General features: G+C 73.6%; 13 protein-coding genes. 6 read left to right on the top strand and 7 right to left on the bottom strand.

Going from position 1 to position 12,670, the window contains the following annotated elements; translation table 11 throughout:
* Positions 1-13: 13 nt before the first annotated feature.
* Positions 14-2,401 (bottom strand): SpoIIE family protein phosphatase, encoded by a 2,388-nt coding sequence (locus KK483_RS32505; protein WP_262008787.1) that lies wholly within the window; start codon positions 2,399-2,401, stop codon positions 14-16.
* 140 nt (positions 2,402-2,541) lie between these two features.
* Between KK483_RS32505 and KK483_RS32510 the strand changes: the two genes are divergently transcribed.
* Positions 2,542-2,967 carry a CBS domain-containing protein gene (locus tag KK483_RS32510; RefSeq protein WP_262008788.1) on the top strand — a complete coding sequence of 142 codons (426 nt, stop codon included), beginning with the start codon at positions 2,542-2,544 and terminating at the stop codon, positions 2,965-2,967.
* 68 nt (positions 2,968-3,035) lie between these two features.
* Here KK483_RS32510 and KK483_RS32515 read toward each other — a convergent pair whose 3' ends face one another.
* A complete protein-coding gene (locus tag KK483_RS32515; RefSeq protein WP_262008789.1) occupies positions 3,036-3,386 on the bottom strand; it encodes a PRC-barrel domain-containing protein in 351 nt (116 codons plus the stop codon).
* A gap of 50 nt (positions 3,387-3,436) precedes the next feature.
* Here KK483_RS32515 and KK483_RS32520 point away from each other — a divergent pair, with 50 nt between their 5' ends.
* Complete coding sequence (locus KK483_RS32520) at positions 3,437-3,760, top strand: plasmid stabilization protein (protein WP_262008790.1); 324 nt, start codon at positions 3,437-3,439, stop codon at positions 3,758-3,760.
* A gap of 285 nt (positions 3,761-4,045) precedes the next feature.
* Here KK483_RS32520 and KK483_RS32525 read toward each other — a convergent pair whose 3' ends face one another.
* The 3 genes from KK483_RS32525 to KK483_RS32535 form a co-directional block, all read right to left on the bottom strand.
* Positions 4,046-4,933 (bottom strand): SigB/SigF/SigG family RNA polymerase sigma factor, encoded by an 888-nt coding sequence (locus KK483_RS32525; RefSeq protein WP_262008791.1) that lies wholly within the window; start codon positions 4,931-4,933, stop codon positions 4,046-4,048.
* Between the two features lie 161 nt (positions 4,934-5,094).
* On the bottom strand, positions 5,095-5,283 hold the full coding sequence (locus tag KK483_RS32530) for a hypothetical protein (RefSeq protein WP_381591869.1): 189 nt from the start codon (positions 5,281-5,283) through the stop codon (positions 5,095-5,097).
* A 208-nt stretch (positions 5,284-5,491) separates the two neighbouring features.
* Positions 5,492-5,914 carry a DUF350 domain-containing protein gene (locus tag KK483_RS32535; RefSeq protein WP_242331283.1) on the bottom strand — a complete coding sequence of 141 codons (423 nt, stop codon included), beginning with the start codon at positions 5,912-5,914 and terminating at the stop codon, positions 5,492-5,494.
* Between KK483_RS32535 and KK483_RS32540 the strand changes: the two genes are divergently transcribed.
* Positions 5,904-6,353 carry a GNAT family N-acetyltransferase gene (locus KK483_RS32540; protein WP_262008792.1) on the top strand — a complete coding sequence of 150 codons (450 nt, stop codon included), beginning with the start codon at positions 5,904-5,906 and terminating at the stop codon, positions 6,351-6,353. The two genes, KK483_RS32535 and KK483_RS32540, sit on opposite strands and share 11 nt — an antisense overlap.
* 404 nt (positions 6,354-6,757) lie before the next feature.
* Here the strand turns inward: KK483_RS32540 and gndA are convergent, their stop codons facing one another.
* A complete protein-coding gene (gene gndA, locus KK483_RS32545) occupies positions 6,758-8,200 on the bottom strand; it encodes an NADP-dependent phosphogluconate dehydrogenase (protein WP_262008793.1) in 1,443 nt (480 codons plus the stop codon).
* 293 nt (positions 8,201-8,493) lie between these two features.
* Between gndA and KK483_RS32550 the strand changes: the two genes are divergently transcribed.
* Positions 8,494-9,600 (top strand): peptidoglycan DD-metalloendopeptidase family protein, encoded by a 1,107-nt coding sequence (locus tag KK483_RS32550; protein WP_262008794.1) that lies wholly within the window; start codon positions 8,494-8,496, stop codon positions 9,598-9,600.
* Here the strand turns inward: KK483_RS32550 and KK483_RS32555 are convergent.
* Positions 9,481-10,491: a DMT family transporter gene (locus KK483_RS32555; protein WP_262008795.1), complete on the bottom strand. Its 1,011-nt coding sequence runs from the start codon at positions 10,489-10,491 to the stop codon at positions 9,481-9,483. The two genes, KK483_RS32550 and KK483_RS32555, sit on opposite strands and share 120 nt — an antisense overlap.
* 188 nt (positions 10,492-10,679) lie before the next feature.
* Here KK483_RS32555 and KK483_RS32560 point away from each other — a divergent pair, with 188 nt between their 5' ends.
* Together KK483_RS32560 and glgA are read left to right on the top strand one after the other, a co-directional pair.
* Entirely contained in the window at positions 10,680-11,372 is a 693-nt protein-coding gene (locus KK483_RS32560; protein ID WP_262009789.1) for a (2Fe-2S)-binding protein, read from the top strand.
* Positions 11,373-11,464: 92 nt separating this feature from the next.
* Entirely contained in the window at positions 11,465-12,637 is a 1,173-nt protein-coding gene (glgA, locus tag KK483_RS32565) for a glycogen synthase (protein ID WP_262008796.1), read from the top strand.
* Positions 12,638-12,670 lie beyond the last annotated feature (33 nt).

Below are 12,670 nucleotides of genomic sequence, written 5' to 3' on the forward strand. Positions count from 1 at the left end.
CCGGGAGGCGTGCTCAGGAGACGCGTACGACCACCAGGCTGGTGTCGTCGTCCGTGTCTCCGGTTACGGACGCCAGCAGCCGGTCCGTACGCTCGTCCAGGCCCCCGCGCCCGAGGCGCTCGGCCGCCCTCCGCAGGCCCGCGAGGCTCTCGTCGAGCCCTGTGTGGCGGCGTTCCACCAGCCCGTCGGTGTACAGCATCAGCGTGTCCCCGGGGGCCAGCGGCGTCACCCGCTGCGCGTACTCGGCCGAGGGCACCGCGCCCAGCAGGATGTTGCGCGGCGGATCGAGGAAACGCGCCCGCGCGTCACGGAGCAGGAGCGGCGGCAGATGCCCGGCGCTGGCCCAGCACAGCGAGCGTTCCGCCGGGTCGTACAGGGCGCAGACGGCAGTGGCGGTCGGATGCCCGTGCGTGTGCAGCGTGACCTCGTTCAGCAGACTCATCAGCCGGGCGGGGGAGTGGCCGGTGAACGCGAGCCCGCGCAGCGCGTTGCGCAGCGCGACCATGCCCGTCACCGAGTCGATGCCGTGCCCCGCGATGTCGCCGACGGCGACCAGCACCCGTCCGCCGGGCAGCGGCAGCACGTCGTACCAGTCGCCGCCCACCCGGTACTCCTCGGCCGCCGGCCGGTAGCGGGCGGCCACCTCCAGGCCGTGGAGGCGCTGGAGCACGGGCACTTCGGGGACGATCGCCTGCTGCAATTGAACGACCAGCTGATGGCGCAGCGCCGCCTGGGTCTGGGCGGCGGTCAGCCGGTCGTAGGTGGCGCTGAGCGCGATCTCGGTGTGGTGCTGGGCCGAGACGTCCTGGTACACGCCGGTGATCCCGGTGAGCACCCCGCCCGTCAGCAGCGGCTCTGCCGCGATGCGGACATGGCGCAGCCCGCCGTCCTCGCGGACCACGCGGACCACGGTGTGCGCGCCGTGCCGGCGCTCGGTGAGCTCCGTCAGCAGATCGTGCAGCTTGTCGGTCTCGTCCCGGTGCAGCTGCGGCGCAAGACGGCGCAGCGGCACCGCGGGGGCCGCCGGGTCGAGACCGAAGATGCGGTACGCCTGCTCGCTCCACCGGGAGGTGCCCGCGATCAGGTCGTCCTCGAACGCCGCCAGGTTCTCCAGCCGGCCGAGCACCCGGGTGAGCGACATCAGAGGGTCGGTGGCGCCGTGCCAGAGCACGACCGTCCTGCCCGGGCCGACGGGCAGCACCCGCACGTCGTGGAGCGGGTCGGGGTCCCCCGCCCGGTGCACGACCGGCAGCCGGGCCTCCCGCCGCGGCGCCGCCGACTCGCGCGCCGCCCGGGCCAGCTGGGCGAGGTCGGCGGACACGGCGGGGAAGACCTGGGCCAGCGGACGGCCGGCCGTGCCGTGCGTACGGCCCGCCGAGTCGAGCGCGGGCCGGTTGAGGTGCTCGACGTGGAGGGCCCCGTTCTCGGGGTCGGCGCGCAGCGACATCGCCGGGTGGGTGAGCTGGTCGAGGAGCGGGGCGAGTACGGCGGGCTCCGCCGGATCGGCGCCGCCCGCGTCAAGGATCCGGGCGGCCGGGACCGCCAGGCCCATCAGGGCGCGCTGCACCGGCTCGTCCAGCTCGCGGGGGCCGGGCCAGTCGGCGAGGGCGAGCCCCGTCACCGCGCCGCGCTGCCGCAGCGGGAGCACGGCACGGGCGGCGTCAGGGGCGGGGCCGGGCAGCCGCTCGCCGTCGCCGGGGCCGGCGGGCAGCCAGGCGGGGGCGGCCTCCGTCAGCACCCGGTGCAGGGGGCTGTGCGCCCCGGGGGGCACCCAGCGCCAGTGGGCGGCCTCCAGCGGGCTCACCCCGGCCTGTCCGGCGAGCTCCAGACAGTCCGTCTCCGTACGCCGGAACAGCCACAGCCCGCGCACACCGAGCGGCCGCAGCCCTCCGTCCAGCAGGGTCTCGGCCACCTCGTCGACCGTGCCGCCGGTCTGCGCGGCGGCCTCGGCCGCCGCCTCGGTCAGGCGCGCCCGGCGTGCGTCCGTACGCTCCTGGTCCACGTCGATGTCCGCGGCCTCGTCCACGCCGACGTCCGCGGTCCCGTCCGCGTCCGCAGCCGCGTCCGCAGCCGCAGCCGCGTCCTCGTCCGCGGCGGCCTCCCCCAGGTCCGCGGCCATCGCCAAGGGGGACAGGCCGGCCGTCCCCGAGGCGCCGTTGACGATGTCGGCGGCGAGGTCCTCCGGGGCGATGCCGGTGGTCTCCGCCAGCTGGGCGAGGTGGTCCACGGCGTCGGCGGGGGTGAGCGAGAGCTGCGCGACGAGCACGCCCGATGCCAGGTCGAGCAGATGGCGGCGGGCGAGGTCACGGCGCAGGGCCGCGAGTTCCGCGGTGAGCTGGGTGACCGCGGCGGCCAGCTGGTCGCGCCCCGGTGCGTCCCGACCTCGATCGGACGTGGTCATCTCGTCTCCAGCGTGCGCACCGGATCCCAGCCGTGCAATCCAAGGATCCGTCGCTTTCCGGAATTCCGGAATTCCGGGGATACCCGGCCGCGATCGGGGCAGACGGGATGACGCAGGAAGCAGGGAAGGGAGAGACAGTCATGACCGAGCTCGTGAAGGACGTGATGACGCCCGGAGTGCGGACGCTGCCTCCCGACGCGTCACTCGTCGAGGCCGCCAGGCTGATGCGGGACCAGGACATCGGCGATGTCATCGTCGCCGACGATCAGCGGCTCCTCGGCATGCTGACCGATCGCGACATCGCCGTACGGTCCGTGGCCATGGGGCACGACCCGCACATCATGCCCGTCCGCTCCGTGTGCACACCGGACGTCGTCACGGTCCGTCCGGAGCAGGACACGGAGGAGGCGGCCAGGCTGATGCGGGTGCACATGGTGCGCCGGCTCGCGGTCGTCGAGGACGGCCAGCCGCGCGGCATCGTCACCCTCGGTGATCTGGCGAGGGCGAGGGAACCGCGCTCGGCGCTCGCCGACATCTGCTCGGGCCCGCCGAACAGCGGCGCGTGACGCATGACGCGTGACGAGTGACCGGGCACGAGGCGGACGCGGTGGACGCGCACGGTGACGCCGTGCCGTCACATATGGCCGTTCGCGTAGTGCTCCTCGATGAGGCGCAGCGACGCCACGTCCTCGTCGTCCCGTCCGCTCTCGAAGCAGGGCGAGCCTTTGATCTGCTGCCTGGTGGCATCCACGTACACCGTCCGGCTCGCCTCGTCGACGCGGGAGACCTCGTCCGCGGGAACCGCCACCCGGTGTCCGAAGATCCACGGCCCGGTGTCCACCACGAGATACGTCCTGCCGACGTCCTCGGTGTGCCGGTCGACTTTTCCGACGCTGCCGTCGGTCGCCTCGACCCGGTACCCGACGAGCTGCGCCCCCGGTGTGCCCCCTGCGGATCCGGGAAGGCCCCGGTTTCCTGCACCCATGGCGACGTTCCTTCCTCTGTCGCTGCGGCTTTCCGAAAGGAGTAACAACGATGCCCCGTGGATCCAGTCCCAAGCGCGAACGCCAGTACGAGCACATCAAGGAGAGCGCGCTGGAACGCGGCGAGAGCCGCAGGCGCGCGGAGGAGATCGCTGCGCGCACGGTCAACAAGGAACGCGCGCAGAAGGGCGAGTCCAGGACCGCGAGCCGGACCTCCGTCGAGGACATGCCACCGTCGAAGCGCGGCGGCCGGCATTCCCACAAGGGCGCACAGGGCCCGACCTACGACCAGCTCTACGCGGAGGCCAAGAGCCGCCACATCGAAGGCCGTTCGAAGATGAACAAGACCGAGCTCGCCCGCGAACTCGGCTACTGACCGGCCCGAACCGGACCACTGACCGCCCGCGGCGACCCGGCCGGGACACGACCCGGCCGGGACACGACCCGGCCGGGACGGCCATTCGTCACAACGGCGGGCATCCGGCGCCCTCGGGCTCCTGGCCCCCTGGCCGCCGTAGCCGCGGCGGCGGCCCTGTGGGGCCCGGCGGTTCCCTGCCCGGGGCCAAGGCGCCGCGCGTGCTGAGCGTGTCGCTGCGGAGGCGGAGGCGGCTGGCCGGCGCTGCCGGCGGCGGTCGGGGCGCGCGTGTGGTCCATCCCCGTGCTACGCCGCGCCCTGCTGCGCCTCGTCCTCCGCGAGGAGCGCAGCCCGGAGCTGGTCCAGGACCCGCGCCAGCAGGCGCGAGACGTGCATCTGGGAGATGCCCAGCCGGTCCCCGATCTCCGACTGCGTCAGCTCGTCCCCGAAGCGCAGCGACAGAATCGTCCGCTCCCGCTCCGGCAGCGTCGCGATCACCGGCTTCAGGCACTCCAGGCACTCGACGACGTCCAGCGCCGGGTCCTCCGCGCCCAGCCGGCGGGCGAGCCCGCCGGGAGGCTCGTCGTCCTCCAGGGGCTCGATGGAGCGGGCCACATAGCCGTTGGCGGCCCGCTGGCCCTCCACGACCTCCGCGTCCGTGACGCCGAGCCGGTCGGCGAGTTCGGCCGCGGTGGGGGCGCGTCCCAGGTCCTGCTCCAGGGTGTCGAACGCCTTCGCGAGATCGAGCCGGAGCTCCTGGAGCCGCCGCGGCACGCGGACGGCCCAGCTGGTGTCGCGGAAGAAGCGCTTGATCTCGCCGACGACGGTGGGCAGCGCGAAGGAGGTGAACTCGACCTCGCGCTCCACGTCGAAGCGGTTGATGGCCTTGATCAGGCCGACCGTGCCGACCTGGACGATGTCCTCCATGGGTTCGCTGCGGCCGCGGAACCGGCCGGCGGCGAACCGCACGAGGCTCATGTTGAGCTCCACCAGCGTGTTGCGGACGTAGGAGTACTCCGGCGTCCCCTCCTCCAGCGTGCGCAGCCGCCGGAACAGGACGACCGACAGGGAGCGGGCGTCCATCGGGCTGATGGTGCGGGGGTCCGGTATCTCGGGGAGGCCGTCCGGTGCCGCCGACCGCTCCCGCGGGGCGGCACGGACGGTGGGTTCACGGGCGAGCGGCGAGCTGGACATGAGGCTCCTTCGACGGCGGTGGACGTGGCCTGCGCCGTGGTGACGGCGGGGTCCGTCGGCCGAGCTTCATCCCGTTGATACCCATTTGTTCCTTTTCGAAGCTCTTCAGGGCCGCCCAAAGCCCTGTGCGGAGCGTGATGACGGTCAACTGCCCGTGTACGTCAGGGCAGGTAGCGCTCCAGCGCCGCGGCGCCCTTTTCCGCAATCTCCTTGCGGGCGCGTTCCACATTGGCGGGTGTGCACTCGCGGCCGGACGCCATCACCAGGTCCTCGGGGTCGAAGGGGCGTTCCGATCCGGTGAAGATCTGCTGCGGCGCCCGCCTGCTCTCCGGCTCTTCGCTCTTGTCCATCGTCTCTTGAGTCATTTCGTGCCTCCGGGCGACTGCGGTGTCGAGGGACTGAGTACCAGCATCACGCGGTATCGCCCGAAATGCAGCCCGGACGTGTGTACGGATACGGTGCGTGCCGACACGGCGACGGGCCGGGCATCGCCGTGGCGACGCTCCGGCCCGTTCGCGGGCCGACCGCCCTCCCCGCGGGGTCGGGCGATCGACGCGGTCAGGCGATCGACGCCGAAACGATCGCCGCGACCGCGATGTTGCAGGACGCCGTCACCCACACCGCCGGGTGCGGCTCCGCCTCGACCAGCGTGGCGCCCAGCTTGCCCGGCGTGACGAGGTCCACGACCAGGAACGCCACGGCCATCAGCACCAGGCCGAGCACCCCGAACGCAGCAGTGGACGCAAGGCCCTTGCCGAAGTCGGTGTACGTCGTCCAGATCGAGGTGAAGACGATGCCGCCGATGCCGAGGAGCGCCGAGCTGAGCAGGATCGCCGCGTTGCGGTTGCGCTCCTCCCAGATCTGCTTGCCGAGCTTGCCGGGCGTGAGCAGGTCCACCAGGACGATGCCGAGGATCAGCAGGACCACTCCGAGCGCGCCGTAGGCGGTCGCCCGGCCAAGTCCGTTGACTATGTCCGTCATTGAGAAGCCAGTCTCCGAGTCTGAAAATGATCGTGGTCAAGGCGCGGCAAAATGTATCGCACGGCCTGCTTTCCCACACGCGATCGAGGAGTCCGGTATGGCAGAGCGCGAGATTCGCGACGACCGCGGCCAGGGCCGTCTTGAGGCGTACGACGACGGTGTGTTCGTCGGACACATCGCCTATTTCACGATGGCCGGCGACCCCGCCGCGCTCGTGGCGGTGCACACCGTCGTGGAGCCGGACCAGGAGGGCAAGGGCATCGCCGGCTCGCTGGTGCGTGAGTTCTACGCGATGGCCGCCCGCGAGGGCGTCCCGGTCGTGCCGCTGTGCCCGTACGCCGCGCAATGGGCCGAGCGCCACCCCGACGAGGCGCCCGTGCCCGAGGCGGGGCTGGTGAGCGAGGCCGAGCGGCAGCTGCGGGAGCGGCCCGGCCGCTGAGCTCGTGCCCTCGTGCCCTCGTGACCTCGTGAGCAGGTGTGCTCGTGTGCTCGGGTCCATCGGCTTCGGGCTCGTCGGCTTCGGGTTCGTGGGCACGGGCGGGCCGGTCACCGCTGCGGACCGCCCGTGCCCGTGACTGGATCCGCCGAGCGCGGGCACCCGCAAGGCGAGAGCCTGGAACTGTACGGTCCCATTGATCCAGGGAGCCTCGCATGACCCACCCCCAGCCCCCGCCCACACCCCCGATCCCGCCTCCGTCGCCCGTACCGGGTCCGGGACCGGCGCCCGGACCCGTACCCCCGCCGGAGCCGCCCCCGGCGCCCGCGCCCGAGCCGATCCCGGAGCCCCCTCCACCGGCCCCGGTGCCCGAACCGGAGCCGGGACCTCCGCCCGGCTGAGCGGAGTCAGCTGGTCCGCTCCTCCGAGCGGTCGCCGCCCCAGAGCGTGTGGAACGACCCGTCCCGGTCCGTCCGGCGGTACGTGTGCGCGCCGAAGAAGTCGCGCTGGCCCTGGGTCAGCGCCGCGGGCAGCCTGTGCGCCCGCAGCGCGTCGTAGTACGCCAGCGCCGCCGCGAAGCCCGGTGCCGGCACGCCGTGCCGGGCGGCCTCGGCCACCACCGTGCGCCAGTCGTCCTGGGCCGCGCCGATCTCCTCCGCGAACTGCTTGTCGGACAGGAGACTGGGCAGCTCGGGCTGGGCGTCGTACGCGCCGCGGATCCGGTCGAGGAACGCGGCCCTGATGATGCACCCCGCCCGCCAGATCGACGCCACCGCGCCCGGGTCGACGCCCCAGTCGTAGGCGTCGCTGCCCGCCTGGATCTGGTGGAACCCCTGGGTGTACGACACGATCTTCGACGCGTACAGCGCCTGCTCGACCCGGTCCGCGAAGCGCGCGGCCTCCGCGTCCCCGAGCGGCCGCGGGGTCGGCCCCGGCAGGTCGCGCGACGCCGCGCGCAGCTCGGCGTGGCCGGACAGGGAGCGGGCGAACACCGCCTCCGCGATGCCCGACACCGGGACCCCGAGATCCAGCGCGATCTGCACGGTCCAGCGCCCGGTGCCCTTCTGCTCGGCGCGGTCCGCGACGATGTCGACGAAGGGCTGCCCGGTCGCCGTGTCCGTGTGCGCCAGCACCTCGGCCGTGATCTCGATCAGATACGAGTCGAGCCGCCCCGTGTTCCAGCCGCGGAAGGTCTCGGCGATCTTCGCGGGGGAGTACCCGGCCACCTCGCGCAGCAGGTGGTACGCCTCCGCGATCAGCTGCATGTCCGCGTACTCGATGCCGTTGTGCACCATCTTCACGAAGTGGCCGGCGCCGTCGGGGCCGATGTGGGTGGTGCAGGGTGTGCCGTCCGGGGCCTTCGCGGCGATCTTCTCCAGCAGCGGTCCGAGCGAGGCGTACGACTCCCGCGAGCCGCCCGGCATGATGCTCGGCCCGTGCAGCGCGCCCTCCTCGCCGCCCGAGATGCCCACGCCCACGAAGTGGATTCCGTCCTCGCGCAGTTCGCGTTCGCGGCGCCGGGTGTCGGCGAAGTGCGCGTTGCCGCCGTCGATGATCACGTCGCCCGGTTCGAGGAGCGGCGCGAACTCCTCGATCACCGCGTCCGTCGGGTCGCCCGCCTTGACCATGATGATCAGCCGGCGCGGCCGCTCCAGGGCGGCGACGAACTCCTCGGCGCTCTCGGCCGGGACGAAGGAGCCCTCGCCGCCGAACCCCTCGATCAGCTCGCGCGTCCTTGCCGCGGTCCGGTTGTGCACGGCGACCGTGAAGCCGTTGCGCGCGAAGTTGCGGGCGAGATTGCGGCCCATGACCGCGAGCCCGGTGACGCCGATCTGGGCGGTACCACTCATGCGTGTGCTCCTGGAATCCGTGGTGTGACGACGTGACGGAAGTGCCCCTCCCCGTGGCCAGTATGAATACGGGTCAGGGGCGCGCGGTGTTCATGGCGCCCGAGTCGCCCGAGTCGCCCCGTGCGGCGCACGGCTGCGGCGCGGTGCCACGGCGGAGTTCGCCGGTGCGACGTGGCGCCCCTGCCGCGCCCCTTGTCACGGTCAGTTCGCAGCGCCTAGTTTTGACGGCCGCTGATGCGCTCACGCCGCGGATGCGTGTGCGTTCCATGCGTGTGCGTTCCAAGGGGGGAAGCATGGCCGTTCGCGGACGACACCGCCGCCACCAGCCGAGCCGTATCAACCGGGCATCGCTCACCGTCACCGCCGGCGGCGCCGGGATCGCCCTGCCGCTCATCGGCGGCGCGGGCCCTGCCGACGCCGCCTCCGTGGATGCCCGGGAGAAGGTCGCGGCCTGCGAGGCGGCCGGGAACTGGCAGATCAATACGGGCAACGGCCACTACGGCGGCCTCCGGTTCAGCCGGTCGGCCTGGAAGGAGTGCGGCGGCACGGCCCACGCCCCGCGCGCCGGCCTCGCCGCGCCCGACGTACGGCCGCAGCAGGCGGCGACCCCGACCACCGTGCCCGCCCGCCGCGAGATGTACACGGTCGCGCGCGGCGACTCGCTCTCCGGGATCGCACAGGCCCGGCGTGTCAAGGGCGGCTGGCAGGCGCTCTACGAGACGAACCGGACCGTCGTCGGCGCCGACCCCGACCTGATCTTCCCCGGCCAGCGGCTGCGGCTGGAGGTGACGGCGCCGCGTCCGGCGAAGTCTGCGGCACCGCCCGGCCCGGAAGCCCGAGAGGACCGGCGCGGGCAGCCGCGGGCGAAGAGCCCGCAGCCGAAGAAGGCTCAGCCCGAGAAGGCCCGGCCCGAGAGAGCTCAGCCCGAGAAGGCCCGGCCCGAGAAGCAGCAGCGGGAGGAGCGCGGTGACCGCGCCGGGCGCCCCGCCGCCCGCGGGCACTTCAGCGCACCCGTCGCCGCGGGCACCGGCACCCCCTACCGCAAGGCCGGTGCGGCGTGGGCCAGCGGCTACCACACGGGCGTCGACTTCCCTGTGCCCACCGGAACCTCGGTCAGGGCCGTCGCCGCCGGCCGGGTCGTCTCGGCCGGCTGGGCCGGCGCGTACGGCTACGAGATCGTCATCCGGCACACCGACGGCCGGTACAGCCAGTACGCGCATCTGTCCGCGCTGAACGTGCGCGAGGGCCAGCAGGTCAACGGCGGCCAGCGGATCGCCCGTTCAGGATCCACCGGCAACAGCTCCGGGCCGCACCTCCACTTCGAGGTGCGCACGGGCCCGGGGTACGGCTCCGACGTCGATCCGCTCGCCTACCTCAGGGCGCGTGGCGTCACGGTCTGAGACGAGGACCGTCGCCGGCACCGGCACCGGCTGCCGCCGGGTGGTGAGCAGGACCAGCCCCGCCGCGGCCACCGCCCCGCACACCAGGGCCAGCGCGGTACCGGCCGTGCCGAAGCGGAAGCGTTCGTCGAAGAGACCGATGCCGACCGCGGCCGCGACGACGGGGTTGACGACGGTGACGGTCGCGAGCGGAGCGGCCAGCCCCGCGCCGCGGTACGACGCCTGCGACATGAGCAGTCCCGTGACGGCCAGCCCGGCCGTCACCAGCACGGCCGGCAGCAGCCCCGACGTCCCGCGGCCCGGCAGGACCTCCAGCGCCTCAGCGGCGATCTTGGTGAAGACGGAGGCGACGCCGAAGGCCACGCCGGACCCGGCCGCGAGCACCACTCCGCGCAGCACCGGCCGCCGCACCCGGCGGGCGAGCAGGAACAGCACGGCGATGGCCCCGAAGGCCACGGCCGCCAGCACCGTCCGAACGTCGGCGTCCGGCGGACGCGAGTCCGCCGCGGGACCGGTGAGCGCGAGCAGCCCGGCCAGTCCCGCCGTCGCCGACAGGGCGCCCCGCCAGGCGGCCGGATCGGCCACGCGCCCCGCCCCCGGCCCCGCCCGCACGGCCCCGCGGGCGAACAGCGCCGCCATGGGCAGGGCGAAGACGATGGTCAGCGCGCCGAGCGGCTGGACGAGGCTCAGCGGGCCGTAAGCCAGCGCCACCACGTGCAGCAGCCCGCCCACCCCGCTGAGTCCGACGGCCACCCACCACCGGACGTCGCGCAACAGGGAGGACGGCCCGCCGGACGCGCCGACGGCCACGCGCTCCTGCACGATCGCCGCGGCCGCATAGGCGACCGCGGAGACCAGTGACAGCAGCACGGACAGTGCGAGGGAGCTCATGGGAACCACGATCTCCCGCACGGACCCCGCTCGTCGTCGTCCTTGAGCAGGCAATACGTCGTACTGCCGACGCAGTACGGGAGTACGGGAGTACGGGAAGAATGCCGTGGGCTCACCCTGGTCGGGCGGACAGGCCGAGCATTTCGGTGCAGACAAGCATGAACCCCAAGGAACAGAACGAGGTCGGAATGGATCTGGAGGAGCTCGGCTCCATCGGTGGATTCTTCGTACTGCGGACCGGGGAACCCGGGGAGGGGCACCGGCCGTTCGGGCGCCTGTACGCCGGCGGGCGCACGCCGCTCACCACCCGCGTCGACCTGGTCGCGGCGCGGCTGCGCACACCCGAACGCAGGGTCGCCGCGTCCGTCGCCCAGCTCGGGCTCGCCGCCCGGCTCTGGTCCACGGCGCTCGGACCGGCCGCCCTGTACGGCGAGTTCCCCGAACCCGACCCGGCCGCCCTGTGGTGGGACCCGGCGCTCAGCACGCCCGACGACCTGTGCCTGCGCGAGGTACGCCCGCGGCCCGGCACCGTCGAGGACATCCGCGAGGCCGTCCAGTACGGCCATCTCGCCCCGCTCGCGAAGGCCCTGCGCAGCGATGTCCGGGTGTCGCCCCGCCTGCTGTGGGGCAACGCGGGCTCCGCGCTCGCCGGTGCCCTGCGCGAACTGGACCGCTGGGCGCGGGCCCGTGGCCGCCCCGACGTGGCCGCACGCGCCGCCGAACTGACCGCCGGCCTCCTGGACCACCCCGATCTCGCCGGCACCGTGCGCGGCCCCTCCCTGCGCCGCACCAGTTGCTGTCTCTACTACCGCTGCCCCGGCGGCGGCCTGTGCGGCGACTGCGTCTTCGACCGCGCCCCGTCGCCCGCGGGCGCGCGCTGAGCGCGTCCGCCGGGGGCCCGACCCGCAGGTCCCGGGAATCAGCCTGCGCCCGCACTCTTCCGCAGCGACCGCATCTGGGTGACCATCGACGCATGAGGGTGGGACTGCTCACACGCGAGTATCCGCCGGACATCTACGGCGGCGCCGGAGTCCATGTGGAGTTCCTCGCCCGTGAGTTACGGGCCCTGACCGACCTCGACGTGCACGCCTGGGGCGCGTCTGACGCCGCGTCCGGCGGCGGCGCCGTACGCCACGCCGCGCTCGCCGGGCTCGACGGCGCCAACGACGCGCTGCGCACCTTCTCCGTCGACCTGTCGATGGCCGCCGCCCTCGCGGGCCGCGAGCTGGTGCACTCCCACACCTGGTACGCGAACCTCGCCGGCCATCTCGCCAAGCTGCTGTACGGCATCCCGCACATCGTCACCTCGCACTCGCTGGAGCCGCTGCGTCCCTGGAAGGCCGAGCAGCTCGGCGGCGGCTACGCCCTGTCCGGCTGGGCCGAGCGCACCGCGATCGAGGCCGCCGACACCGTCATCGCCGTCTCGAACGGCATGCGCGCCGACATCCTGGGCTGCTACCCCGCCCTCGACCCGGCCAGGGTCCGCGTCGTCCACAACGGCATCGACACCGCCCTCTACCGCCCCGACCCCGGCACGGACGTCCTGCGCCGCCTCGGCATCGACCCCGCGCGCTCGTACGTCCTCTTCGTCGGCCGCATCACCCGGCAGAAGGGCGTCCCGCACCTGCTGCGCGCCGCCCGCGCCCTCGACCCCGGCGCCCAGCTCGTGCTGTGCGCGGGCGCGCCCGACACCCCGGAGATCGGCGCGGAGTTCCGGGAGCTCGTGGACGAGCTGGTGCGCGTACGGGACGGGGTGCACTGGATCCCGGAGATGCTGCCGCGGCCCGATGTGGTCCAACTCCTCACCCACGCCGCCGTGTTCGTCTGCCCTTCCGTGTACGAGCCGCTGGGCATCGTCAACCTGGAGGCGATGGCGTGCGGCACCGCGGTCGTCGCGTCGGCCGTCGGAGGCATCCCGGAGGTCGTCGACGACGGGCTGACCGGGCTGCTCGTCCCGTACGACGCCCGGCATCCGCGCGACTTCGAGACGGGGCTGACCGAGGCCCTCAACCGGGTGCTCGACGACCCGCCCACCGGCCGGCGGATGGGCGAGGCCGGACGGGAGCGCGCGGTCCGCGAGTTCGGCTGGGACCAGGTGGCCCGGCGCACGTACGAGGTGTACGAGGAGACGCTCAAGGCGAGCTGACGGCGCGAGCCGGCGGTGTGGTGAGGGGGCACG

The organism is Streptomyces sp. FIT100 (genome assembly GCF_024584805.1).
Lineage (GTDB): Bacteria > Actinomycetota > Actinomycetes > Streptomycetales > Streptomycetaceae > Streptomyces.

What these genes read in the sequence shown, in the direction of transcription:
- KK483_RS32520 (WP_262008790.1), top strand. Translation starts at nt 3,437, where the DNA reads ATGCCCCGTGGATCCAGTCCCAAGCGCGAACGCCAGTACGAGCACATC.
- gndA (WP_262008793.1), bottom strand. Translation starts at nt 8,200, where the DNA reads ATGAGTGGTACCGCCCAGATCGGCGTCACCGGGCTCGCGGTCATGGGC.
- KK483_RS32515 (WP_262008789.1), bottom strand. Translation starts at nt 3,386, where the DNA reads ATGGGTGCAGGAAACCGGGGCCTTCCCGGATCCGCAGGGGGCACACCG.
- KK483_RS32525 (WP_262008791.1), bottom strand. Translation starts at nt 4,933, where the DNA reads ATGTCCAGCTCGCCGCTCGCCCGTGAACCCACCGTCCGTGCCGCCCCG.
- KK483_RS32540 (WP_262008792.1), top strand. Translation starts at nt 5,904, where the DNA reads ATGTCCGTCATTGAGAAGCCAGTCTCCGAGTCTGAAAATGATCGTGGT.
- KK483_RS32505 (WP_262008787.1), bottom strand. Translation starts at nt 2,401, where the DNA reads ATGACCACGTCCGATCGAGGTCGGGACGCACCGGGGCGCGACCAGCTG.
- KK483_RS32560 (WP_262009789.1), top strand. Translation starts at nt 10,680, where the DNA reads ATGGATCTGGAGGAGCTCGGCTCCATCGGTGGATTCTTCGTACTGCGG.
- KK483_RS32510 (WP_262008788.1), top strand. Translation starts at nt 2,542, where the DNA reads ATGACCGAGCTCGTGAAGGACGTGATGACGCCCGGAGTGCGGACGCTG.
- glgA (WP_262008796.1), top strand. Translation starts at nt 11,465, where the DNA reads ATGAGGGTGGGACTGCTCACACGCGAGTATCCGCCGGACATCTACGGC.
- KK483_RS32535 (WP_242331283.1), bottom strand. Translation starts at nt 5,914, where the DNA reads ATGACGGACATAGTCAACGGACTTGGCCGGGCGACCGCCTACGGCGCG.
- KK483_RS32555 (WP_262008795.1), bottom strand. Translation starts at nt 10,491, where the DNA reads ATGAGCTCCCTCGCACTGTCCGTGCTGCTGTCACTGGTCTCCGCGGTC.
- KK483_RS32530 (WP_381591869.1), bottom strand. Translation starts at nt 5,283, where the DNA reads ATGGACAAGAGCGAAGAGCCGGAGAGCAGGCGGGCGCCGCAGCAGATC.
- KK483_RS32550 (WP_262008794.1), top strand. Translation starts at nt 8,494, where the DNA reads ATGGCCGTTCGCGGACGACACCGCCGCCACCAGCCGAGCCGTATCAAC.